This window comes from Thermomonas haemolytica, assembly GCF_004346265.1.
GTDB lineage: Bacteria > Pseudomonadota > Gammaproteobacteria > Xanthomonadales > Xanthomonadaceae > Thermomonas > Thermomonas haemolytica.
This window is the reverse complement of the sequence record NZ_SMAP01000008.1, coordinates 93,470-116,760: the sequence shown is the minus strand read 5'-3', so window position 1 is coordinate 116,760 and position 23,291 is coordinate 93,470. Positions and strand designations below refer to the sequence as shown.

General features: G+C 69.9%; 23 protein-coding genes. 8 read left to right on the top strand and 15 right to left on the bottom strand.

Going from position 1 to position 23,291, the window contains the following annotated elements:
- Nucleotides 1–65: 65 nt before the first annotated feature.
- The 7 genes from EDC34_RS10130 to EDC34_RS10100 all read left to right on the top strand — a co-directional run bounded on the left by EDC34_RS10130 (nucleotide 66) and on the right by EDC34_RS10100 (nucleotide 6,170).
- Nucleotides 66–290: a DUF167 domain-containing protein gene (locus tag EDC34_RS10130; RefSeq protein WP_114960590.1), complete on the top strand. Its 225-nt coding sequence runs from the start codon at nucleotides 66–68 to the stop codon at nucleotides 288–290.
- A 139-nt stretch (nucleotides 291–429) separates the two neighbouring features.
- Nucleotides 430–2,586, top strand: a complete 2,157-nt coding sequence (locus tag EDC34_RS10125; protein ID WP_114960591.1) for a sodium-translocating pyrophosphatase — start codon at nucleotides 430–432, stop codon at nucleotides 2,584–2,586.
- Nucleotides 2,587–2,800: 214 nt separating this feature from the next.
- Complete coding sequence (gene cydP / locus EDC34_RS10120) at nucleotides 2,801–3,028, top strand: cytochrome oxidase putative small subunit CydP (RefSeq protein WP_114960592.1); 228 nt, start codon at nucleotides 2,801–2,803, stop codon at nucleotides 3,026–3,028.
- Nucleotides 3,029–3,034: 6 nt separating this feature from the next.
- Nucleotides 3,035–4,648, top strand: a complete 1,614-nt coding sequence (locus EDC34_RS10115; RefSeq protein ID WP_114960593.1) for a cytochrome ubiquinol oxidase subunit I — start codon at nucleotides 3,035–3,037, stop codon at nucleotides 4,646–4,648.
- Nucleotides 4,641–5,774: a cytochrome d ubiquinol oxidase subunit II gene (gene cydB, locus EDC34_RS10110; RefSeq protein ID WP_114960594.1), complete on the top strand. Its 1,134-nt coding sequence runs from the start codon at nucleotides 4,641–4,643 to the stop codon at nucleotides 5,772–5,774. The genes EDC34_RS10115 and cydB overlap by 8 nt, the downstream gene beginning before the upstream one ends.
- Nucleotides 5,774–5,899 (top strand): cytochrome bd-I oxidase subunit CydX, encoded by a 126-nt coding sequence (gene cydX, locus EDC34_RS10105; RefSeq protein ID WP_114960595.1) that lies wholly within the window; start codon nucleotides 5,774–5,776, stop codon nucleotides 5,897–5,899. Before cydB ends, cydX begins: the two co-directional genes overlap by 1 nt.
- Nucleotides 5,900–5,909: 10 nt before the next feature.
- Entirely contained in the window at nucleotides 5,910–6,170 is a 261-nt protein-coding gene (locus tag EDC34_RS10100; RefSeq protein ID WP_114960596.1) for a cyd operon YbgE family protein, read from the top strand.
- Nucleotides 6,171–6,195: 25 nt separating this feature from the next.
- On the opposite strand, the gene EDC34_RS10095 is transcribed toward EDC34_RS10100, so the two are convergent.
- The 10 genes from EDC34_RS10095 to EDC34_RS10050 form a co-directional block, all read right to left on the bottom strand.
- Nucleotides 6,196–7,326 (bottom strand): NAD(P)/FAD-dependent oxidoreductase, encoded by a 1,131-nt coding sequence (locus tag EDC34_RS10095; RefSeq protein ID WP_114960597.1) that lies wholly within the window; start codon nucleotides 7,324–7,326, stop codon nucleotides 6,196–6,198.
- Complete coding sequence (locus tag EDC34_RS10090) at nucleotides 7,323–7,841, bottom strand: protein tyrosine phosphatase family protein (RefSeq protein WP_114960598.1); 519 nt, start codon at nucleotides 7,839–7,841, stop codon at nucleotides 7,323–7,325. Before EDC34_RS10090 ends, EDC34_RS10095 begins: the two co-directional genes overlap by 4 nt.
- 91 nt (nucleotides 7,842–7,932) lie before the next feature.
- Nucleotides 7,933–8,373: a thioredoxin TrxC gene (gene trxC / locus EDC34_RS10085; protein WP_114960599.1), complete on the bottom strand. Its 441-nt coding sequence runs from the start codon at nucleotides 8,371–8,373 to the stop codon at nucleotides 7,933–7,935.
- A gap of 42 nt (nucleotides 8,374–8,415) precedes the next feature.
- Nucleotides 8,416–9,720 (bottom strand): NAD(P)/FAD-dependent oxidoreductase, encoded by a 1,305-nt coding sequence (locus tag EDC34_RS10080; protein WP_114960600.1) that lies wholly within the window; start codon nucleotides 9,718–9,720, stop codon nucleotides 8,416–8,418.
- 106 nt (nucleotides 9,721–9,826) lie between these two features.
- Entirely contained in the window at nucleotides 9,827–10,252 is a 426-nt protein-coding gene (locus EDC34_RS10075; protein WP_114960601.1) for a phosphate-starvation-inducible PsiE family protein, read from the bottom strand.
- Between the two features lie 33 nt (nucleotides 10,253–10,285).
- The gene (locus tag EDC34_RS10070; protein WP_114960602.1) at nucleotides 10,286–10,759 is read right to left on the bottom strand and encodes an OsmC family protein; all 474 of its coding nucleotides are present in this window, start codon (nucleotides 10,757–10,759) and stop codon (nucleotides 10,286–10,288) included.
- 78 nt (nucleotides 10,760–10,837) lie between these two features.
- A complete protein-coding gene (locus EDC34_RS10065; protein ID WP_425477481.1) occupies nucleotides 10,838–14,077 on the bottom strand; it encodes an efflux RND transporter permease subunit in 3,240 nt (1,079 codons plus the stop codon).
- Nucleotides 14,070–15,161 (bottom strand): efflux RND transporter periplasmic adaptor subunit, encoded by a 1,092-nt coding sequence (locus tag EDC34_RS10060; protein WP_162797707.1) that lies wholly within the window; start codon nucleotides 15,159–15,161, stop codon nucleotides 14,070–14,072. Before EDC34_RS10060 ends, EDC34_RS10065 begins: the two co-directional genes overlap by 8 nt.
- Entirely contained in the window at nucleotides 15,148–15,354 is a 207-nt protein-coding gene (locus EDC34_RS10055) for a YgaP family membrane protein (protein ID WP_114960605.1), read from the bottom strand. The genes EDC34_RS10060 and EDC34_RS10055 overlap by 14 nt, the downstream gene beginning before the upstream one ends.
- Before the next feature lie 85 nt (nucleotides 15,355–15,439).
- Complete coding sequence (locus EDC34_RS10050; protein WP_114960606.1) at nucleotides 15,440–16,729, bottom strand: NAD(P)/FAD-dependent oxidoreductase; 1,290 nt, start codon at nucleotides 16,727–16,729, stop codon at nucleotides 15,440–15,442.
- Between the two features lie 156 nt (nucleotides 16,730–16,885).
- Here EDC34_RS10050 and EDC34_RS10045 point away from each other — a divergent pair, with 156 nt between their 5' ends.
- Nucleotides 16,886–17,236, top strand: coding sequence for an ArsR/SmtB family transcription factor (locus EDC34_RS10045; protein ID WP_205388073.1), 351 nt, complete (start codon nucleotides 16,886–16,888; stop codon nucleotides 17,234–17,236).
- A 27-nt stretch (nucleotides 17,237–17,263) separates the two neighbouring features.
- Here EDC34_RS10045 and recG read toward each other — a convergent pair whose 3' ends face one another.
- The 5 genes from recG to gmk all read right to left on the bottom strand — a co-directional run bounded on the left by recG (nucleotide 17,264) and on the right by gmk (nucleotide 23,291).
- The gene (gene recG / locus EDC34_RS10040; protein ID WP_114960607.1) at nucleotides 17,264–19,351 is read right to left on the bottom strand and encodes an ATP-dependent DNA helicase RecG; all 2,088 of its coding nucleotides are present in this window, start codon (nucleotides 19,349–19,351) and stop codon (nucleotides 17,264–17,266) included.
- Nucleotides 19,352–19,462: 111 nt separating this feature from the next.
- Entirely contained in the window at nucleotides 19,463–19,843 is a 381-nt protein-coding gene (locus EDC34_RS10035) for a RidA family protein (RefSeq protein WP_114960608.1), read from the bottom strand.
- Between the two features lie 75 nt (nucleotides 19,844–19,918).
- Nucleotides 19,919–22,102, bottom strand: coding sequence for a RelA/SpoT family protein (locus EDC34_RS10030; RefSeq protein WP_114960609.1), 2,184 nt, complete (start codon nucleotides 22,100–22,102; stop codon nucleotides 19,919–19,921).
- 137 nt (nucleotides 22,103–22,239) lie between these two features.
- Nucleotides 22,240–22,539: a DNA-directed RNA polymerase subunit omega gene (gene rpoZ, locus EDC34_RS10025; protein WP_114960610.1), complete on the bottom strand. Its 300-nt coding sequence runs from the start codon at nucleotides 22,537–22,539 to the stop codon at nucleotides 22,240–22,242.
- A gap of 134 nt (nucleotides 22,540–22,673) precedes the next feature.
- Nucleotides 22,674–23,291 carry a guanylate kinase gene (gene gmk / locus EDC34_RS10020; RefSeq protein ID WP_114960611.1) on the bottom strand — a complete coding sequence of 206 codons (618 nt, stop codon included), beginning with the start codon at nucleotides 23,289–23,291 and terminating at the stop codon, nucleotides 22,674–22,676.

Below are 23,291 nucleotides of genomic sequence, written 5' to 3'. Positions count from 1 at the left end.
CGAACGCCCGGCCCACGCCGGGCGTTCGCATGTCCGGGGACGGCGCGGCATGCGATCCTACGCCCATGCCCATCCTCCTGGTGAAAGCCAAGCCCAACAGCCGCGTCTCCGCGCTCACCGCGCAGGCAGACGGCAGCTGGCTGGCGCAGCTGAAATCCCCGCCGGTGGATGGCAAGGCCAATGCCGAGCTGATTGCGCTGGTGGCGCAGCACTTCGGTTGCGCGCGCTCGCAGGTGGTGGTGAAAACCGGTGCCGGCGCGCGCCTGAAGCGGGTCCAGATTCCCGATTGAACCGGCCCGCCGGTTGTGCGGTTGCAGCATCGCCCACCCCGCAGGCCACGCCCGGGTATGCGATAGTCGGGCCGTGCCCGCCCCCGCGGCGGGCGCGACAACCTGACGTCTTCCATTCGAACACCCGGGGAGGGGATTCATGCTGGAGCATTATGGTTTGGTGCTGGCGCTCACCTGCGCCGTCGTCGCAATCGCTTACGGCCTGTGGGCGGCCGCGTGGATCAACCGCCAGCCCGCCGGCAACGAACGCATGCAGCAGATCGCCGGCGCGATCCAGGAAGGCGCGCGCGCCTACCTCAACCGCCAGTACACCACGATTGCCATCGCCGGCGTGGTGCTGCTGCTGCTGATCGGTTTCTTTTTGAGCTGGCACACCGCGATCGGCTTTGCGATCGGCGCGGTGCTGTCCGGCGCCGCCGGCTACATCGGCATGAACGTCTCGGTGCGCGCCAACGTGCGCACCGCCGAGGCGGCGCGCGCCGGCATGGGTCCCGCCATGAACGTCGCCTTCAAGGGCGGCGCCATCACCGGCATGCTTGTGGTCGGCCTGGGCCTGCTGGGCGTGGCCGGCTACTGGTACTTGCTCACCCACCAAATGGGCGCGAGCGAGGCAGAGGCACTGCATGCGCTGGTCGGGCTGGCCTTCGGCAGCTCGCTGATCTCGATCTTCGCGCGCCTGGGCGGCGGCATCTTCACCAAGGGCGCCGACGTCGGCGCCGACCTGGTGGGCAAGGTCGAGGCCGGCATCCCCGAGGACGACCCGCGCAACCCGGCGGTGATCGCCGACAACGTGGGCGACAACGTGGGCGACTGCGCCGGCATGGCCGCCGACCTGTTCGAAACCTACGCGGTCACGGTGATCGCCACCATGCTGCTGGGCGGTCTGATGGCTGCCACCGTCGGCCAGCATGCGGTGCTCTACCCGCTGGTGCTGGGTGGAGCCTCGATCCTCGCCTCGATCATCGGCGCCTTCTTCGTGAAGGTGTCCGGCAGCAACCCGAACATCATGGGCGCGCTGTACCGCGGGGTGATCGTCTCCGGCGTACTGGCAGCCATCGCCTTCTACCCGATCACCACCCAGCTGATGGGCGACTCCAGCTTCGGGGCGATGAACCTCTACGGCTGCGCGCTGATCGGCCTGGTGCTGACCGGCGCCATCGTCTGGATCACGGAGTACTACACCGGCACCCAGTACGCGCCGGTGAAGCACGTCGCGCAGGCGTCCACCACCGGCCACGGCACCAACATCATCGCCGGCCTCGGGGTGTCGATGAAGTCCACCGCACTGCCGGTGCTGGCGGTATGCGCCTCGATCCTCGGTGCCTACCACCTCGGCGGCCTGTACGGGATCGCGATCGCCGCCACCTCGATGCTGTCGATGGCCGGCATGGTGGTAGCGCTGGACGCCTACGGGCCGATCACCGACAACGCCGGCGGCATCGCCGAGATGAGCGAACTTCCACCCGAAGTGCGCAGCGTCACCGACCCGCTGGACGCGGTAGGCAACACCACCAAGGCGGTGACCAAGGGCTATGCCATCGGCTCGGCCGCGCTGGCCTCGCTCGTCCTGTTCGCCGACTACACGCACAACCTGCAGGCCGCGCACCCGGGCGTCAGCTTCACCTTCGACCTGTCCAACCACATGGTCATCATCGGCCTGCTGATCGGCGGCCTGATCCCGTACCTGTTCGGCGCGATGGCGATGGAGGCCGTGGGCCGCGCGGCGGGCAGCGTGGTCGAGGAAGTGCGCCGCCAGTTCCGCGAGATCAAGGGCATCATGGACGGCAGCGGCAAGCCGCAGTACGACAAGGCCGTGGACATGCTGACCAAATCGGCGATCAAGGAAATGATCCTGCCCTCGCTGCTGCCGGTCGCGGTGCCGGTGGTGGTGGGCCTGGCGCTGGGCCCGCAGGCGCTCGGCGGCTTGCTGATCGGCACGATCGTGACGGGGATCTTCGTGGCGGTGTCGATGACCACCGGCGGCGGCGCCTGGGACAATGCCAAGAAGTACATCGAGGACGGCCACTTCGGAGGCAAGGGCTCCGAGGCGCACAAGGCCGCGGTGACCGGCGACACCGTGGGTGATCCCTACAAGGACACCGCCGGCCCGGCGGTGAACCCGCTGATCAAGATCATCAACATCGTGGCGCTGCTGATCGTGCCGCTGCTGCCGGTCAACACCGGCAGCACCGAGGCGGCCAAGCCGGTGGTGGCGGTGCAGGCCTCGGCGCCCCCGGCTGCCGCACCGGCGGCGGGGATGCCGGCCGATGCGGCGGCGCAGGCCTCGGGGCACTGAGCCATGGCCCTCCCTGCTCCCGCACGCGGAGGCAGGATGTTCACGGATGACCGCACGCGGGGGCCATGTGCCCCCGCGCTGCGTTTGCAACCACCCTGCGCAGGTCGCGCGCGGGCGGACAGGCTGGACATTTTGTCCCATGCTGCGGATGCGGCTTGCATATTAGAAATCTCTAATTAACATTGCAGGCAGTCGCAACCGGGCCATCACGCACATGCGCAGCCAGGCGTCCACGCCCTCCGCAGACCACCCGCAACCCGATGCGCCTTCCGGCGCCTGGGCCTGGCTGCACCGTCACCTGCTGCTGCTGCTTGTGATCAAGCTGTCGCTGCTGGCCCTGCTCTACGTCCTGTTCTTCGGGCCCGGCCAGCGCCCGGCGGTGGATGCCGACGCGGTGGCCCGCCAGCTGCAATCCCCTTCCATTCCCTCGTCCCCGAGGTAAGCCGCCATGCCAGACCTGCACGTCGTCGACCTGTCGCGATTGCAATTCGCGATCACCGCGCTCTACCACTTCCTGTTCGTCCCGCTCACGCTGGGGCTGGCGCTGCTGCTGGCGATCATGGAAAGCGTGTACGTGATGACCGGGCGCGTCATCTGGAAGCAGATGGTGAAGTTCTGGGGCGTGCTGTTTGGCATCAACTTCGCCATGGGCGTGGCCACCGGCATCACCATGGAGTTCCAGTTCGGCACCAACTGGGCCTACTACTCCCACTACGTCGGCGACATCTTCGGCGCGCCCTTGGCGATCGAGGGCCTGATGGCGTTCTTCCTGGAGAGCACCTTCGTCGGGTTGTTCTTCTTCGGTTGGGACCGCATGAGCAAGCTGCAGCACATGGTGGTGACCTGGCTGATGGCGCTGGGCGCCAACTTCTCGGCCCTGTGGATCCTGATCGCCAACGGCTGGATGCAGAACCCGGTCGGGGCGAAGTTCAACTTCCACACCATGCGCATGGAGGTGACCGACTTCGCCGCGGTGCTGTTCAACCCGGTGGCGCAGTCGAAGTTCGTGCATACCGTGAGCGCGGGCTATGTCACCGGCGCGGTGTTCGTGCTGTCGATCAGCGCCTGGTACCTGCTCAAGGGCCGCAACGTGCAGTTCGCGCGGCGTTCGATCGCGGTCGCCGCCAGCTTCGGCCTGGCCTCGGCATTGAGCGTGGTGGTGCTGGGTGATGAGAGCGGCTACACGGTGTCCGAGAACCAGAAGATGAAGCTGGCCGCGATCGAGGCCGAATGGCATACCGCGCCGGCGCCGGCGCCGTTCACCCTGTTCGGCATCCCGGACATGCAGGCGCGCGAGACCAAGGCTGCGATCCAGATTCCGTGGGTGATGGGCCTGATCACCACCCGCTCGCTGGACGAGCAGGTGCCGGGCATCCACGACCTGGTGGAAACCAACAAGGAGCGCATCCGCAACGGCATCCAGGCCTATGCCGCGCTGAATGCGGTGCGCAAAGATCCCGACAATCCGGCCAAGCAGCAGGCGTTCCTGGAAAAGCAGCAGGATCTGGGCTTTGGCCTGCTCACCCTCAAGTACGTGGACGATCCGGCCAAGGCCGACGCGGCGGTGATCGAGAAGGCGGCGTGGTCCACGGTGCCGAACGTGCCAGTGCTGTTCTTCTCGTTCCGGATCATGGTCGCGCTGGGCTTCTTCTTCATCGCCCTGTTCGCGCTGGCCTTCTACTTGGCCAGCGTGCGCAAGCTGGATAACCGCCTGTTCCTGCGGGTGGCGTTCTTCAGCCTGCCGCTGCCGTGGATCGCAGCGGAGCTGGGCTGGATCGTGGCCGAATACGGCCGCCAGCCGTGGGCGATCGACGGCGTGCTGCCGACCTTCCTCGGCGTGTCCTCGACCAGCGCGGCGCAGGTGACCGGCAGCCTGGTCGGGTTCGTGGTGCTGTACACCACGCTGGCGGTGTTCGACGTGTTCCTGATGCGCAAGATGGCCAAGGCCGGGCCGGAGGGCCTGAAGCTGTGGCCGCTGCCGCAGGCACGGATGGCGCACGAGACCGAGGCCGCGGCGCCCTCGCAGAACAATCCGCAGACCAAGGAGAACGGCCATGTTTGATTACGGCACCCTGCGCGAGATCTGGTGGCTGCTGCTGGGCGTGCTGCTGATCGGGTTCGCCCTGACCGACGGCTACGACCTGGGCCTGGGCGCGATCTACCGCTTCATCACCCGCGACGACACCGAGCGGCGGATGGCGCTGGAGGCGATCGAGCCGCACTGGGAAGGCCACCAGGTGTGGTTCATCCTCGGCGGCGGCGCGGTGTTCGCGGCCTGGCCGATGCTGTATGCGGCCTCGTTCTCGGGCTTCTACTTCGCCATGCTGCTGGTGCTGCTGGCGCTGATCCTGCGTCCGGTCGGCTTCAACTTCCGCAACAAGGTGGAAAACCCCGCCTGGCGCAATCTGTGGGACTGGGCGCTGACGGTGGCCGGCGCAGTGCCGGCGCTGGTGTTCGGGGTCGCGTTCGGCAACCTGTTCCTGGGCGTGCCGTTCCACCTCACCGACAGCCTGCTGCCGGTGTACGACGGCCACTTCTTCGGCCTGTTCCACCCGTTCGCGCTGCTCGCCGGCGTGGTCAGCCTGGCGATGCTGGTGATGCACGGGGCCAGTTTCGGTGCGATGAAGATTGAAGGCGCGGTGGGCGAGCGCGCGCACAAGGTCGCCAGGGGCGCGGCGATCGTCACCCTGCTGGCCTTCATCGCCGCCGGGGCGTGGCTGAGCGTGCTGCCGGGCCACGCCATCGTCAGTGCGGTCGCGCCCGATGGCCCGTCCAACCCGCTGCACAAGCAGGTGGCGGTGACGGCCGGCACGTGGCTGGCCAACCAGCAGGCGCACCCGCTGCTGTGGCTGGTGCCGTCGCTGGCCGCCGCGGCGATGCTGGCGGTGGCCCTGCTGCGCCGGCGCGTGGCCGGCTTCGTCGCCAGCTGCCTGGCGGTGGCCAGCATCATCCTGACCGCCGGCATCGCGCTGTTCCCGTTCCTGCTGCCCTCGTCCACCAACCCGGCGCACGGGCTGACGGTCTGGGACGCCTCGTCCAGCGCGCGTACGCTCGGGATCATGCTGTTCGCGGCGGTGGTGTTCCTGCCGCTGATCCTGGCCTACAGCACCTGGGCCTTCCGCATCATGCGCGGGCAGGTGACCCGCGCGCACGTTGAAGAACAAGCCCGCAATGGAGGTGGCTACTGATGTGGTACTTCTCGTGGATCCTCGGCATCGCCTTCGCGGCGGCCTTCGCCATCCTCAATGCGATGTGGTACGAGATGAAGAGCGACCGCGCGCGCGGCGTGAAGGCCCCGTTCGAAGCGCCCTGAGTCCCGCACGATGGCGCGCCTGACCTCGCTGCTGTTGGGCGCGCTGCTGGCGCTGGGGCTGCTGTTCCTGCCCGCCGCGCGCGGGCGGGAACTGAGCCCCGCCGAGCACGGCTGGATGACCCTCGTGCTGCTGGCGGTGTGCGCGCTGTTCGTGCACGGCAGCGGCTTCCGCTTCGAGTCCGGCGTGCTGCGCCGGCTGTTTTACCCGTGGCTGCTGTGGCCGCTGGCACTGCTGTGCACGGCAGGCTTCGCCTGGCGCGCCGCGGGCTGATCCGTCCACGGCGCGCGCGCGGCGCTCAGCGGTACTGGCGCAGGTAGCGCTTCTCGAACGCCGCCTTGGCCCAGTGCATCAGTCGCAGCGGCGGCAATGCGCGCGCGCGCTGCCCCTTGCGGCTGACCAGCAGGCCACGATCGAGGGTATCCACGATGCAGATCAGCTCGGCGGTGAACGTCTCCTCCACCGGCTCGCCGCGCAGGGTACGCAGCAGGTTGCGCGCGGCCACCCCGGCCTGCAGGTCGGCCTGGTGCGCCTGCTTGGGCAGCCAGTCCGGACCGGGGAAGCTGCCGCCGTCGCCGGCCACGAAGGTGCAGGCCACGCCGGACACCCGGCACTGCGCATCGCCCCGCACGAACCCGCCCGGCGAGCGCGGCAGCGCCGTGGCATCCAGCCATGCCTGCCCGGTCAGGCCAGGCATGAACAAGGTCATCGCGCTTTCCAAGCGAGTGCGCTCCAGCTGCACCGCATCGGCCTCGAAGCGCACCGGTTTTTCGCCCAGCACGGTGTCGATGCCGCGCTTGCGCATCTCGGCCAGGAGCATGCCCACCGCTTTCTCGCCCAGGCGCGCACCCGGTTTGTCCGACGGGCTGAAGAACACCAGGCGGAACCGCTCGCGGCGACGCTGCCTGCGCAGCAGGGTGTCGATGCCGAACGCGAACTCGAACACCGGGCCGCCGCGCATGGCGACCGGCTCGTTCGGGTTGGCGCCGAAACCGAAGCACAGGGTGCCGCCGTCCAGCGCGGCCAGGCGGTCGCGGATGGCCTCGCCGGCGGCGATGCCGTCGCACGGGATGATCGCGTGCTCGATCCCCGGCAGCTTGCGCAGGAAGCGCGCACCGGTGGCGATGATCAACCCATCATTGACGACCTCGCCGGCATCGGTGTGCAGCACCCGCGCATCCGCCGACAGGCCGGTGGCATGCGCCTGGTGGAAGCGGATGCGCTGGCGGGTGAGGAAGTCGTGCAGGGGCACCACCAGGTCCTCGCGGCGGCGGGTGCCGGCCGGCAGCCAGATGCTGCCCGGCAGGTAGTGCAGCTCGGCGCGCGGCGCGACCAGGGTCAGCTCCGCCTCGGGCGCGTGCCGGCGCAGGGTGCGCAGCGCGGTCAATCCGGCGAAGCCGGCGCCGACCACGGTGATGCGCGGCTTCATTTCGCCTCCGGCGCGTCCAGGCCCAGCACTCCGCGCAGCGTCCCGCGCAGGCCGGTGACACCGGCCTGCTCACCCAATTGCAGGGCGCGGGCGGGCGGGAGCGCATCGAAGCGCTCCTGCTCCAGCGCCAGCAGGGCGCCGGCGCGGTTGCCGCTGGAGCAGTGCACCAGCACCCCGCCGTGGGCCGGCGCCAGCACCGCGTGCAGGGCGCGCGCATTGGCCTCGGTCAGGCCCTTGCCACCCTCCACCGGGATGTTGACGTAGCGCAGCCCGGCGGCGCGCACTTCGGCCGCTTCATCGCGCCCCTTCAACTCGCCGGGCAGGCGCAGGTCCACCACCGTGCGCACGCCGCGCGCCTTCAGCACGCGCCAGTCGCCCGGTGCCGGCTGGCCTGAGGTGTACAGCCCCGGCAGCGGCTCGTGCAGTTGGACTTCGGTCACCGCCGGCACCGGCGCATGCGCGCAGCCACCGGCCACGGCCACCACCAGCAGCGGGCCCAGGATGAGATGCGGCATACGCCTCCGGACGCCCAGAACCCGTGGCGGCAGGGTCAAGGAGTGTGGCTGCTTCGGGAAACGGGGATCGACCATGCTGCCCCTCTCTTGCTCAAAGATACTGGCGCGTCCAGCGCACGATATCTGCCACGCCCATCGCCCCGGCCTGCCGCGCCAGCTCGCGCCCGCCCTTGAACAGGGCGAGCGTGGGAATGCTGCGGATGCCGAAACGCGCGCCCAGCGCCGGCTGCGCCTCGGTATCGACCTTGGCCAGACGCACGTATGGCTCCAGCTGCGCCGCCGCGGCCTCGAACTGCGGCGCCATCATCCGGCACGGGCCGCACCAGGGCGCCCAGAAATCGACCAGCACCGGCAGATCGGCGCGCTCCACATGTGCATGGAAGCCGGCCTCATCCAGCGCCACCGGTTTGCCCGGAAACAGCGCCGCGCCGCATTTGCCGCATTTGGGATAGTCGCCCAGTCGCGCCTGCGGCACGCGGTTGAGCGCGTGGCAGGCCGGACAGGCGATGAGCAGGGAGTCGGGATCGTTCAAGCAGGGCTCCTTTGGCCGCGCGCGGGCGCGGCCGGGTGTGGGTCATCCGGTATGGCCCTCGGCCAGCAGTTCGGCCAGGTCGAGGCCCCAGTCCGGGGTCTTGCCGTGGGTCTGGAAGAACAGGTCGCGGTAGCGCATCTTCAGGAAGTAGGCCATCCGCCCCATCTTCAGCACCGCGGTATCGCCGCCGTACCAGGTGTTGGAGCGGATGTAGAAGGCCTTGCCGCCGCCCATGTCGCCGATGCAGTACACGACCGGCTGCAGCGGCCTGTCGGCCTCCTCGGCAGTGAGCGCGCCGAGGTCCTTCGCGATCTGGCGGCCGACGATCTCGGTCTGCTGGTGGCCGATCGCGCCGAGCTTGGGCACGGTCACCGCCGCCGCATCACCCGCTGCGAACACGCTGGGGTAGTCGGGGTTGCGCATCAGCAGGTCGGTCTTCACGAAGCCCATGTCGTCGCAGATCGGCAGGCCTTTCAGGAAATCGTGCGCGACCCAGTCCGGGAAGATGATCTTCAGCTCGGCCTCGACGCTGCGGCCGTCCGCGAATTCGATGCCGTCGGCGGTGAGGCGGCGGATGTCCTGGGTCTTGTTCATGTAGTGGAAGCCCATGCCGGAGGCGATCTCCAGCAGCTGCTTCACCACCGTTTCGCCGGCGTCCTCGGCGATCAGCTCGGCCGGAGTGAACACGGTGACCTTGTCCGGCCCGCCCAGGCCGTGCTTGCCGAGCCAGGTCGCCATGGACAGCATCACCTCCACCGGCGGGCCCTCGCAGGCGGCCAGCGCATCCGGGATGCTGCCGCCCGGATACGGCTGCAGGCCCTTGGCGCCATTGCCCTGGTGGAAGCGCGCGGAGCCGATCGCCACCGGGCCGCCGCGGTAGCCGCCGCGATGCAGGTACTCACGCAGGCGGTTGCCGTGGTAGAGGTCGGACACGGTGTGCCCGAATTCGGCGAAGCCCTCGATCGCGTCGTAGGCCAGGCGGTTTCCGACCGCGATCACCAGGTAGTCGTAGCCGATCGCCTGGGTCTCGCTGCCGGGGCGCTCGTTCGGCACGAACTCCACCCGCTTGCGGTCCACGTCGATCGCCTTGACCTCGCCCTGCACGAAGGCGATGTCGTCCTTGGCCAGCACCTCGCGCAATTCCATGCGCTGGCGCAGCGCGGGGTCCTGGTCCTCGAACACGTCGGCCGGGATGTTGGGGACGAACAGCAGGTAGTCCTTGCGGTCGATCACGGTGATCCGCACCGACGGCCCGGCGAACTGGCGCACGCGCTGGGCGCTGGAAAGGCCGGCGAAATTGCCGCCGAGGACGAGGACGTGCGGGCCGATACTGGAGGGCGATGCCATGGGCGTGACTCCTTGGGGGAAGTAAGGCCAGCTTGGGCGCGACGGCGTTATCCGCAGGCGAAGGCCGATGCCGCTTGGCTGCCCGCGGATGAACGTGCGCGCAACGCTAGATCGCCTCGTCCTGTCCGTAGGGAAAGCGGGTATGGCCGTAGCGCACCACCAGCACGGCCGCCGCCAGCACCAGGATCGCCCCGGCGCCGGCCAGCAACGCCCACGGCGCGGCCAGCGAGGTGTCGGTCATCATGTGCCGGGCCACGCCGACCATGGCGATGTACAGCGGCATGCGCACCGACATCTTGCCCTTGCTCCAGTACATTCCGACCAGCGCCACCATCTCCAGGTACATGAACAGCAGGAGCAGGTCGGGGATGTCCACCTTGCCCTTGCCGAGCATGTGCAACACCTCGGCCACCATCGCCACCAGGGTGGCGGCCAGGATCACCATCAGCCCGGCGCGCTCCAGCAGGCGGATCGCCTGGCCCACGGTATGCACCGGCCGCGCCAGCGCCGGGGTTTTTCCGTCATCGACCATTGCTGCCTCCTCGCGCCGCCCGCGTGGCCTGCCTCAGTTACCGGGGATGAACTCCGCGCCGTCGGCATCCACCACCTTCACGTCCACCTGCATGCCCTCGCGCACGCTCTGGGTGACGATGCAGAACTGCTCGAACTGCGCCAGCACGCGGTCGAAATGCTCCATCCCGGCGGCGGCATCGGACAGATGGATGGTCACAGTCGCCTGCGGGATGCGCCAGCGCCCGGCCGCGTTGCGCGCCTTGTGGGCGACGATCTCGGTGCGGATCGGGCCGGGTGCGTTCTTGAACTTGCGCAATGCGAACAACAGGCTGGAGGACAGGCAGTTGGCCACCCCTGCCAGCAGCAGGTGCGAGGGATTGGGGCCGCTGCCGCCGCCCAGCGGGGCCGGCTCGTCGCTGTGCAGCGCCTCCAGCCCGGTGCCTTCGAAGCTGATCCGGAACGCGTACGGGCCTTCCTGTTCCAGCAGCAGGCGGATGCCCTCGCCGGTGCCTTCGCCTTCGCTCATGCCATGCCTCCTGTTCGCGTAAGCCTTCGTGGTCGTCGCGGCGCGCCACCCGGTCGCACGGGGGCCGCGCCCGGTGGTTCAAGCACTCGCCGCCCTGGCCAGCGCGTGCTTGCGCAGGACGTAGTACAGCAGCGGGATCACCACCAGCGTGAGCAGCGTGCTGACGAAGATGCCGAAGATCAGCGAGATCGCCAGCCCGTTGAAGATCGGGTCGTCGAGGATGAAGAACGCGCCCAGCATCGCCGCCACGCCGGTCAGCACGATGGGCTTGGCGCGCACCGCGCAGGCATCGATCACCGCCTCCACCAGCGGCACCCCGCGCGCGGTTTCCTGGTTGATGAAGTCCACCAGCAGGATCGAGTTGCGCACGATGATGCCGGCCAGCGCGATCATGCCGATCATGCTGGTGGCGGTGAACTGCTTGCCCAGCAGCGCGTGCCCCGGCATCACCCCGATGATGGTCAGCGGGATCGGCGCCATGATCACCAGCGGCACCAGATAGCTGCGGAACTGCGCCACCACCAGCAGGTAGATCAGCACCATGCCGGCCGCATAGGCAATGCCCATGTCGCGGAAGGTTTCATAGGTGATCTGCCATTCGCCATCCCACTTGACCGCATAGTCGCTGGTGTCTTCCGGCTGCGCGATGAAGGTCTGCGCGAGCTGCTGGCCATTCACCTTGGTGTGGTTGAGCTGGCCGACGATGCCGAACATGCCGTACAGCGGGCTGTCCAGCTTGCCGGCCTCGTCCGCGGTGACGTACACCACCGGCAGGCCGTCCTTGTGGTAGATGGCCCCATCCCAGCGCGCCTTCTCCACCCGCACCAGCTCCGACAGCGGCACCAGCTGGCCCTGCGCGCCGCGCACCTTGAGCGCCAGCAGCGAGGACAGCGCGGCCTGGTCCTGCGCTGGCAGGCGCAGGCGCACCGGGCGCGGATACTTGGACACCCCGTCATGCACATAGGTGGCATCCAGCCCGGACACGCCCATCGCGATGGCGTCGGCGATCGCCGATTGCGGCACGCCCAGGCGCGCGGCACGCTCGCGGTCCACCACGATCTGCTCGCGCGGGGCGTCGGCTTCCACCGTGGTGTCGATGTCCACGATGCCGTCGGTGGTGGCGAAGCGCTCCTTCGCCAGCGCCAGGCCCACCTTGCGCTGGCCGGCGTAGTCCGGCCCGTACACCTCGGCCACCAGCGGCGACAGCACCGGCGGGCCCGGCGGCACTTCCACCACCTTCACCGAGGCGCCGTACTTCTGCCCCAGCTTGGCCAGCATCGGCCGCATCGCCAGCGCGATCTCGTGGCTCTGGCGCTTGCGGTGGTGCTTGTCCACCAGGTTGATCTGCAGATCGCCCATGTAGCTGGCGTTGCGCAGGAAGTACTGGCGCACCAGGCCGTTGAAGTTGATCGGTGAGGCGGTACCGGCATAGCCCTGGTAATTGAGCACTTCCGGCACCGTGTCCACCGCCGCGGCCAGCTCGGTGAGCAGGGCATTGGTCTGCTCGAGCGTGCTGCCCTCGGGCATGTCCACCACCACCTGCACCTCCGACTTGTTGTCGAACGGCAGCATCTTCAGGACCACCAGCTTGAACACCGCCAGCGAGGCCGCCAGCGCCACCAGCCCGACCATCGAGGCGAACAGCAGCCCGCGCCGGCGCCCGGCGCGCTCGCCGCGCAGGAACGGCGACATCACCCGCTCGAACAGGCGGTGCAGCCAGGTGGCCTGCTTTTCCTCGTGGTCGTGGTCGGTGTCGGCGGCGTGCCCGTGGCGGGCCAGCAGCTTCAGCGACAGCCACGGGGTGACGATCAGCGCGATCGCCAGCGACAGCAGCATGCCGACCGAGGCGTTGATCGGGATCGGGCGCATGTACGGGCCCATCAGCCCGGTGACGAACGCCATCGGCATCAGCGCCGCGATCACGGTGAAGGTGGCCAGGATGGTCGGCCCGCCGACTTCGTCCACCGCCGGCGGGATCGCCTCGAACAACGACTTGCCGTCGCGCGCCATGTGCCGGTGGATGTTCTCCACCACCACGATGGCATCGTCCACCAGGATGCCGATCGAGAAGATCAGCGCGAACAGCGACACCCGGTTCAGGGTGAAGCCCATGACCTTGGACGCGAACAGGGTCACCGCCAGGGTCAGGATGACCGCGGCGCCGACCACGATGGCCTCGCGCCAGCCGAGCGCGAACAGCACCAGCAGCACCACGCTGCCGGTGGCGAACACCAGTTTCTGGATCAGCTTCTGCGCCTTGTCGCTGGCGGTCGCGCCGTAGTCGCGGGTCACGCTGACGTGCACGCCGGCCGGGATCAGTTCGCCCTTGAGCTGCTGCAGGCGCTGCGCGATCGCGTTGGTGATGTCGCTGGCGTTGCTGCCGGGCTTCTTGGCGATGGCGATGGTGACCGCCGGCGCGATGCCGGCCTGCGGGCCGGTGCGCCCGGGCGGAGCCCCGAACCAGACGTAGCGGGTGGGAAGATCCCCGCGCGGCTCGATGCTGGCCACGTCGGAGAGCAGGATCGGCTTGCCGTCGCGGCTGCCGATCACCAGGTTGGCGACATCATCGGCACTGGCCAGGTAGCGCCCGGCGGTCACCGGCACCGCGCCCTGCGCGGCGTCCACGCGCTCGCCGGCCTGGTGCACCAGGTTGGCCGCCTGCAGCGCTTGCGCGAGGTCGTTGACGCCCATGCCGTAGGCGGCGAGCTTGGCCGCATCGAGTGTCACCAGCACGCTCTGGTCGGGCGCGCCGATGGTGTAGATGTCGCGGGTGCCGGGGATGCGCTTGAGCTCGGCCTCCAGCGTGTGCGCGACCTCCGCCAGCCGGGTGGCGTCGGTCTGCGGGTCATCGCTCCACAGGGTGAGCGCCATCACCGGCACGTCGTCGATGCCCTTGGGCTTGACGATCGGTTGGCCGACGCCGGCGCGCTGCGGCAGGAAGTCGGCATTCGAGAACACCTGGTTGTACAGGCGCACCAGCGCGGGCTGGCGCTGCACGCCGACCTCGAATTCCACCGTCAGCACGGCCACGCCGGGACGGCTGATCGAATAGACGTGCTTGACGCCTTCGATCTCGGACAGCTTCTGCTCCAGCGGCGTGGCCACCCACTGCTCGACGTCGCGGCTGCTGGCGCCGTCGAACGGGACGATGACGTTGGCCATCGTCACGTCGATCTGCGGCTCTTCCTCGCGCGGGGTGATGGCCACCGCCAGCAGGCCCAGCAACAGCCCCATGACCGCCAGGATCGGGGTCAGCGGGTTGTTCTGGAAGGCCGCGGCCAGCCGCCCGGAGATGCCCATGCGCGCGCGCTCAGTCACGGCCGCCTCCCGCCTTGCGCTGGGCCGCCAGCGCCTGCAGCGCGGCGACCGGGTCGCGCACCACCACGTCGCCCGCCTTCAGGCCGGAGATGACTTCCACGCTGTCGCCGACGCGCGCGCCCAGGCGCAGCTGGCGCAGCAGCAGACGGCCGTCCTGCACCACGTAGGCGCCGGCCAGCTCGCCGCGCTGGGCGACGCTGGCGGCCGGGATGCGGATCGCGGCGGCGGCCTCGGCGGGGCCGGCGGCATCCGCGGCGAACACCACCTTGGCGGTGGTGCCGGGCGCGACCGGCGGGTCCAGCGCGGGCAGGTTCACGCGCACATTGACGCTGTGACTGACCGGATCGGCCGCGGGAAACACGATCACGCTCTCCGGCTTCACCCGGCGCCCGTCGGCCAGGGTGACGGTGGCAGCCGGATCGCGGCGGATCGCCTCCGCGCGGCTCTGCGGCACCGCCACTTCGATGCGCAGTGCCTCCGGCGCGTACACGCTCATCAGCGGCATGCCCGGGGCGACGGTCTCGCCCGGCTCCACGTCGCGGCGCGCCACCACGCCCGCATAGGGCGCGCGCACCACGGTGTAGGCGGCCTGCTGGCTGGCCTGCGCCAGCGCGGCGGCGGCGGCGTTGCGGGCGGCCACCGCGGCATCGCGCGCGGCGCGGGCCTGGTCGATCTGCGCCTTCGACACGTACTGCGCGTCGGCCAGCGCGGCGAAGCGGCGGTAGTTCTGCTCGGCCTCGGCGGCATTGGCCTCGGCCGCGCGCAGCTGCGCGCGCGCCAGCTCGGCGCCGGCCTGCTGCTCCACCGCGGTGATCCGCAGCAGCACGTCGCCGGCCTTGACCGGCTGGTTCACGTCCACCAGCACCGCCTGCACGCGGCCGGCGGTCTGCGCGGCGAGGTCGGCGCGGCGCACCGCCTCGACCACGCCGTCCCAGCCGCGGCCGTGTAGGCCCTGCCCGGCCTCGACCTTGAAGGTGGCGAGATCGCGGGGCAACGCGGGAATAGCGGCCGGCTTCTCGCCGCCGCAGGCGGCCAGCGCCAGCGCCAGCAGCGACGGCAGCAGCAGGCGCTTACTGGAACGCACAGCCGCCTCCACGCACGCCCAGCTTCTTGAAGATCATCGCCGCCGGGCAGAAGCCAGTGAAGCTGGCCTGCAGCATGTTCAGGCCGATGAAGGCAGTAAACAGCAGCCACCACGGCGAGACGAAATACACCAGCGCCACGCTGATCAGGATCATCACGCCGGCGAAGGCCATCACGGCACGGTCGAGGTTCATGGGGGTGTCTCCTTGCGAATGCTTTGGAATGGGCGGGCGCGGGGTGCGCGCCCGGGGTCGGACAGGAAAGGCGCGGGCGCGGCGGTCAGGACGGGCGCTTGCCGTCCTTCAGGCGCTCGATGCCGAGCAGGCCGAGGATGTGCTTTTCATAGATCGGCTCGCTGGTGCCGTTGCGCATCTTGTAGAGGAAGTATTTCTCGAAGCCGATCTTGGCCAGGTGCACCCACTTGCCGATCTTGGTCCAGGTGACGTTGCGCGGCGGGATCTGCGGCAGCGCCACGAAGGCCGCGCCGGTATCGCCCATGTCGGCCAGGCACACCGCGTTCCAGGTGCCCTCGAAGTCGGGCGTCTTGCCCTCCAGCTCGGCCTTGATGTTGCGCACGATGGTGGTGACCATCGACTCGATCATGAAGCCGGTCTTGGGCGCGCCGGTCGGCACCGGGGTCGCCTCCACCGGCGGGATCGCCACGCACACGCCGGCCGAGAAGATCTTCGGGAACTTCGGGCTGCGCTGGTGCTTGTCCACGATCACGAAGCCGCGCGGGTTGCACAGGCCCTCGACCGCGGCCACCGCCTCCACGCCCTTGAACGCCGGCAGCAGCATCGAGAACTTGAACGGCACCACCTGCGGCTCCAGCGGCTGGCCCTTGGCGTCGTGCGGCACCACGGTCATCTCGCCCTCGCGCACCTCGGCGACCTTGGCGTTCTCGATCCACTTGATGTGGCGCTGGCGCATCTCCGATTCCATCAGGCCCTTGGAGTCGCCGACGCCGCCCAAGCCCATGTGGCCGATGTACGGCTCGCTGGTGACGAAGGTGATCGGCACCTTGTCGCGCAGCTTGCGCTTGCGCAGGTCGGCGTCGAGGATCATCACGAACTCGTAGGCGGGGCCGAAGCAGCTGGCGCCCTGCACCGCGCCGATCACGATCGGGCCGGGGTTCTTCAGGAATTCCTGGTAGGCCTGCCACGCGTGCTCGGCGTGCGGCGTGGTGCACACCGACTGGGTGAAGCCGCCGTCCGGGCCGGTGCCGGGCACTTCCTCGAACGCCAGCTTCGGGCCGGTGCAGATCATCAGGTAGTCGTAGCCGATGCGCTCGCCGGTGCCGGTGATGACCGCATCGCCCTCGGCGTCGATCTTGGCCACGCCATCGCCGTTGAAGCGGATGCCGTGCTTGCCGACGTAATCGGACACCTTCAGCGTGATGTCCTCCGGCTTGCGCCAGCCGACCGCCAGCCAAGGGTTGGAGGGCGTGAAGCTGAACATGTCGCCCTTGCCCACCAGCACGATCTCGTGCCCCTTGCCCAGCACCTCGCGCAGCTCGTACGCCGCGCTCATGCCACCCAGCCCCGCACCCATCACCACGATCCTGGCCATTGTCTTGGTCCCCGTTGTCGCCTTCCGGCAGTGTGTCGATAATTTAGGCGTTGCTTATATTAGTGTCAACTGATATAAAATCAAGCCTGAACCCACCCCCGGCAGCCGCCGGCCATCGCTGGCACACTTCCGCCCTTTCGACGCCATCCCCCGACCATGAGCAAGGCCCGCCGCCCCACGCCGCCGCCATCGCTGGACCCGGAAGCCATGCGCGAGCACGCTTCCGACGCGGCCCAGCTGCTGCGCACACTGGCCAACGACAAGCGACTGATGCTGCTGTGCCTGCTGGTGGCCGGCGAGCGCTCGGTCAGCGAACTCAATGCCAAGGTGGAATTGAGCCAGTCCGCGCTCTCCCAGCATCTGGCGGTGCTGCGCGCGGACGGGCTGGTGAGCACCCGGCGCGAGGCGCAGACGATCTACTACCGGCTCGCGGACGGCCCGGCCCAGCGCATCCTCGGCATCCTGCACGACATCTATTGCGGCAATGCCCAGGCCTGCCCGGCCTGAGCGCTCGCCTGCGATCAGGCCCCGCGTTCAGGCCGCGGCATAGCGCGCGGCGCCACCGACCCAGCGCGCGATGATGCGTTCGGCCACGTCCGGGGCTTCGCCCAGCAGGCGGTCGGCCAGCGCATGCACCTGCGGCAGCAGGTCGGCATCGCGCACCAGGTCGGCCATGCGGAAGCTGGCCAGCCCGGTCTGGCGGGTGCCCAGTAGCTCGCCCGGGCCGCGCAGCTCGAGGTCTTTTTCCGCGATCACGAAACCGTCGTTGGTCTGGCGCAGGGTGTCCAGGCGCTGGCGCGCCAGCGCCGACAGCGGCGGCTGGTAGAGCAGCACGCAGGTCGAAGCGACGCTGCCGCGGCCCACCCGCCCGCGCAATTGATGCAGCTGCGCCAGGCCCAGGCGCTCGGCGTTCTCGATCACCATCAGCGAGGCGTTGGGCACGTCCACGCCGACCTCGATCACGGTGGTCGCCACCAGCAGGCCGAGCGCGCCGTCCTTGAACGCACGCATGGTCGCCTGCTTCTCCGCGGCCTTCATGCGCCCGTGCACCAGCCCCACCCGCACCCCGGGCAATACCGTTTGCAATGCCTCGAAGGTGGACTGCGCGGCCTGCGCCTGCACCTCGTCGGAGTCGTCGATCAGGGTGCACACCCAGTAGGCCTGGCGCCCTTCCGCACAGGCGGCGCGGATGCGCTCGACCAGTTCCGGGCGGCGCTCGGCGGACAGCGCGATGGTGGTGACGGGCGTGCGCCCGGGCGGTAGCTCGTCGATCGCGGACACATCGAGATCGGCATAGGCGCTCATCGCCAGGGTGCGCGGGATCGGGGTGGCGGTCATCACCAGCTGATGCGGCACCCCGCGCCGGCCCTTGTCGCGCAGCGCCAGCCGCTGGTGCACGCCGAAGCGGTGCTGTTCATCGATGATCGCCAGCGCAAGATCGTGAAACTCCACGCCCTCCTGCATCAGCGCATGCGTTCCGACGACGACCTGCGCCGCGCCGGAGGCCACCGCCTGCAGCGCCTGCGCGCGCGCCTTGCCGGTGACCTTGCCGGCCAGCCAGCACACCTCCACGCCCAGTGGCTGCAGCCAGGTGCGCAGGTTGGCCAGGTGCTGCTCGGCCAGCAGCTCGGTCGGCGCCATCAGCGCCGCCTGGCGGCCATCGGCCACCGCCAGCAGCGCGGCCAGCGCGGCCACCACCGTCTTGCCGCTGCCGACATCCCCCTGCACCAGCCGCAGCATCGGCCGCGGCTGCCGCAGGTCGGCGCGCAGCTGCGCGTACACCCGCTCCTGCGCGCCGGTCAGCGTGAACGGCAACGCCGCGCGCAGCTGCCGCACCAGGCGTTCATCGCCGCGCAGCGCGCGCGCGCCCTCGGCCTGCAGCGCCAGCCGCTGCCGGCGCAGGCCGAGCTGGTGCGCCAGCAGTTCCTCCAGCGCCAGCCGCCGCTGCGCCGGATGCCGGCCGGCCTGCAGCGCGGCGAGGTCGGCGTCCTTCGGCGGGGTGTGCAGGGTGAGGATGGCGGTGTGCAGCGACGGCAGGCCGAGCGCGCGCAGCCAGTCCTCGGGCAGCAGTTCCAGCGCCGCCTCCGGCGGCAGGTGGCGCAGCGCCTGCAGCACCAGCTTGCGCAGGCTGGCGGGGCCGATGCCCTCGATCGCCGGATACACCGGGTCCAGCGCCTCCCCCAGCGCGTGCTCGCCGGCGCCGAGCAGGGTGTAGCCGGGATGCACCATCTCCAGCCCCAGCGCACCCGGGCGCGGGGTGCCGTAGGCGCGCACGCGCGCCCCGACCGCGAACTGCGCCGCCTGCGCCGCGCGGAAATGGAAGAACCGCAGCACCAGCGTTGCGCGCGACTCGTCGGTGAGCGCCACCTTCAGCTGTGGGCGGTAGCGGAAGCCGCGCTCGACCGCCTCCACCCGCCCTTCCACCTGCGCCGCCACCCCGGGCTGCAGGGCGCGGATCGGGGTCAGCGCGGTGCGGTCCTCGTAGCTGCGCGGCAGGTGCAGCCAGAGGTCCTGCAGGGTCAGCAGCCCGCGCGCGGCCAGCTTCTCGCGCAGCGCGGGCCCTACCCCGGCCAGCACCGACAGGGGCGTCTCAGCCAGCGCGGGACTCGGCGCAGCGCTCATCCCGGCAACGCATGCGCAGCGGGGCGAACGAAGAACGCCGCGCGAAGCGGCGCACGCTGGACCATCCGCAGGCTCAGTCCGCACTCCGCCACTCCGTTTCCTCGCCCGCCCTCACAGCACCATGATCGCGTCCACCTCGAACGCCGCGCCCTTGGGCAGCGCGGAGACCTCGATGGTGGAACGCGCCGGGTACGGCTGCGCGAAGTACTCGCCCATTACCGCGTTGACCGCAGCGAACTGCGACAGGTCGGTGAGGTACAGGCCGACCCGCACGATGTCCTCCATGCGCCCGCCGGCCGCCGCGCAGACCGCCTTGAGGTTCTCGAACGCGCGCCGCGCCTGCGCTTCGATATCGCCTTCGACCAGCGCGCCGGTGGCGGGGTCGAGCGGGATCTGGCCGCTGAAGAACACCAGGTTGCCGGCACGGGTGGCCTGCGAATACGGGCCGATGGCAGCGGGCGCGGCGTCGGTATGGATCGGGGTGCGGGGCATGGCGGCTCCTGTCGGGCGTGGGGACGAAGGGATGCGGGACGCGATGCCGCGATTGTAGCCGCCCGCCCGCGCGCCTCACCCGCGCTGCACGTCCTGCACCACCCGCAGCCGGCGCACCCCGCGCAACACCTCGGCCAGGTGGCGCTCGTCGGTGACCTCGATCCCGAAGCGCAGCACCGCGATGCTGCTGTCGCGCTCCAGGTATTCGACCTTGTCGATGTTCGACTCGGCCTGCGCCACCGCCGCGGCGACCTGGGCAAGCACGCCCGGACGGTTCTCGACCTCGATCCGGATCGAGACGTTGAAGTTGCCGGCCACCTCGCGCGCCCAGTCCACCGGCACCCAGCGTTCGGGCGACTTGCGGTATTCGGCGATATTCGGGCAATCCAGCCGGTGCACCACCACGCCCTTGCCCGCGGTGTGGTAGCCCATGATGTCATCCCGCGGAATCGGCTGGCAGCACTGCGCGAAGCTGATCACGCCGCGCTCGCCGCCGGTGATCAGGATGCGCTCCTGCGGCACGCCCGCGGGCGCCGCCTGGGCGGCCTCCGGCGCGGCGTCCGGCGGCTGCGCCAGGGCCAGCGCCACCTGCGAGGGCATGCGGTTGCCCAGCGCGATGTCGGCCAGCAGCGCCTCCAGCCGCGAGTAGCGGTTCTCGGCGAGGAAGGCATCCAGCCGTTCCATCGGGATCCGGTCCAGCGCGGTGCCCTGCGCGCCGAGCGCGCGGTCGAGCATGTAGTGCCCCAGCTGCACCGCGTCCTCGTGCTCGAGCTGCTTGAGCTGCTGGCGGATCGCGGTGCGCGCCTTGCTGGTCACCACGAACTCCAGCCACTGGGTGCTGGGTACCGCGGACTTCGCGGTGATGATCTCCACCGACTGCCCGCTGGCCAGCTTGGTGCGCAGCGGCGCCAGCCGCTTGTCCACCCGCGCGGTGACCGCGTGGTTGCCGACGTCGGTGTGCACCGCGTAGGCGAAATCGAGGGCGGTGGCGTTGCGCGGCAGCGCCAGGATGTCGCCCTTGGGCGTGAACAGGTAGACCTCGTCCGGGAACAGGTCCACCTTCACGTTCTCCAGGAACTCCAGCGACGAGCCGGTGCCGCGCTGGCTTTCCACCAGGTTGGCGATCCAGGTCGCCGCGCGGCTCTGCGCGCTGTTGCCGGCGTCCTGCTCGCCCGCCTTGTAGGCCCAGTGCGCGGCCACCCCGCGCTCGGCGATCAGGTCCATCTCGCGGGTGCGGATCTGCACCTCGATCGGCGAGCCGTACGGCCCGAACAGCACGGTGTGCAGCGACTGGTAGCCGTTCGCCTTGGGGATCGCGATGAAGTCGCGGAAGCGGCCGTCCAGCGGCTTGTACGCCGCATGCACCACGCCGAGCGCGTGGTAGCAGTCGGCCACCGAGCCCACCACCACGCGGAACCCGAACACGTCCATCACCTGGTCGAAGCTGCGCCCTTCCGCGCGCATCTTGGTGTACACGCTCCACGGCGTCTTCACCCGTCCCACCAGGCGATGCTCGAGCCCTTCCATTGCCAGCCGCTGCGCCAGCCTTGCCTCGATCTGGGCCAGCGCCTCGCGGCGCACCAGCGGCTGGCTACGGATGCGCTTCTCGATCACCGCGTGCCGCCACGGATGCAGCATGCGGAAGCCGAGGTCCTGCAGCTCGGCCTTCATCAGGTTCATGCCCAGCCGCTGCGCGATCGGGGCGTAGATCTCCAGGGTCTCGATCGCGATCCGGCGGCGCGCCTCCGGCGACTGCGCGCCCAGGGTGCGCATATTGTGCAGGCGGTCGGCCAGCTTGATCAGGATGACGCGCAGGTCGCGCGACATCGCCAGCAGCATCTTGCGGAAGCTCTCGGCCGCCGCCTCCTGGCGGTTCGCGAAGCGCACCTTGTCCAGCTTGGTGACGCCGTCCACCAGCTCGGCCACGGTCTCGCCGAACTGGGCCGCCACCTCGGCGCGGGTCAGCGGGGTGTCCTCGATGGTGTCGTGCAGGATCGCCGCCACCAGGGTTTCCACGTCCAGCCCCTGCTCGGCCAGCACCTGCGCCACCGCCACCGGATGGGTGATGTACGGCTCGCCCGACTTGCGGCTCTGGCCCACGTGCGCGGCCGCGCCCACCGCCCAGGCCCGGCGCAGCATCGCGCGCTGCTCGGCGTTCAGGTAGCTGGCGGCGCGCTCCAGCGCCTGCACGTAGTCCGGCACCGCGCCGTCGTCGGGCGTGGCGTCGGTGCGGGCAAGCGCAGGATCGGCGGGAGTCATGCGCCGAGACTAACCCCGCCGCGGGCCACGCGTAAACGGGAATCAGGCGCAGCCGGCCGCGGGGCCGCAACGAAAAACGGCCCCGGAGGGCCGCTTTTCATGGTGCATCCGGATGGATGCGGCGATCGCGCCGACGCTCAGTCGTCGCCCTTCATGTCGTCGTCGCCGGCCACCACTTCGGCCGCGGCCCACTCCAGCGCCTCGCGCTCCTTGCGCTCGCGCTCGGCCTTCTCCACCGCGTCGATGTACTGGGCGTCGATCGCGCGCGCGGCGATCTCGCGCAGCGCCAGCACGGTCGGCTTGTCCTGGGCCTCGCTGTTGTCCAGCTTCGGCTCCACGCCGGTGGCCAGCTGGCGCGCGCGCTTGGCCGCCATCATCACGAGTTCGAAGCGGTTGTCGACCACCTGCAGGCAGTCTTCGACGGTAATCCGGGCCATGTGTGTCCTGCGGCGCAGGGCCGCTGCGAGGTTCGAAAGGGCGGGAAGTGTAGCCGCCGGCGTGGGAATCCGCAAGCCGACACCTTGCAAATCATGAACTTACCGCAAACATCCGGGTGCAGCCCCGCGCCCGCTCAGGGCGTTTCCAGCAGCGCCGCGAGCAGGTCGGCGTGGCGCGCGGCCTGGGCCTCGCGGCGCAGGCGGCTGGCGGTGAAGATGCTGCACATCTCGGCGACCGCGGTGTCGAACACCTCGTTCACGATCACGTAGTCGAACTCGGCGTAGTGGCTCATCTCCTCGCGCGCGGCGGCCAGCCGGCGCTGGATGACCTCCTCGCTGTCCTGCCCGCGCTTGCGCATGCGCTCCTCCAGCGCGGCCCGCGAGGGTGGCAGGATGAACACGCTGACCGCGTCCGGCACCTTCTGCCGCACCTGGCGCGCGCCCTGCCAGTCGATCTCCAGCAGCACGTCGTGGCCGGCCGCCAGCGCCGGCTCCACCGACTGCCGCGCGGTGCCCTTCCAGTCGCCGTGGACGCGGGCGTATTCGAAGAAATCGCCGGCCGCCACCATCGCCTCGAACTCGGCCGCGCTGACGAAGTTGTAGTGCTCGGCGTGGCGCTCGCCGGGACGCGGCGCGCGCGAGGTGAACGAGATCGACAGGCGGATGCCCGGGTCGCGCGCCAGCACCGCGTTGACGATGCTGGACTTCCCGGCCCCCGAGGGCGCGGCGACGATGTAGAGGGTTCCGCGCAT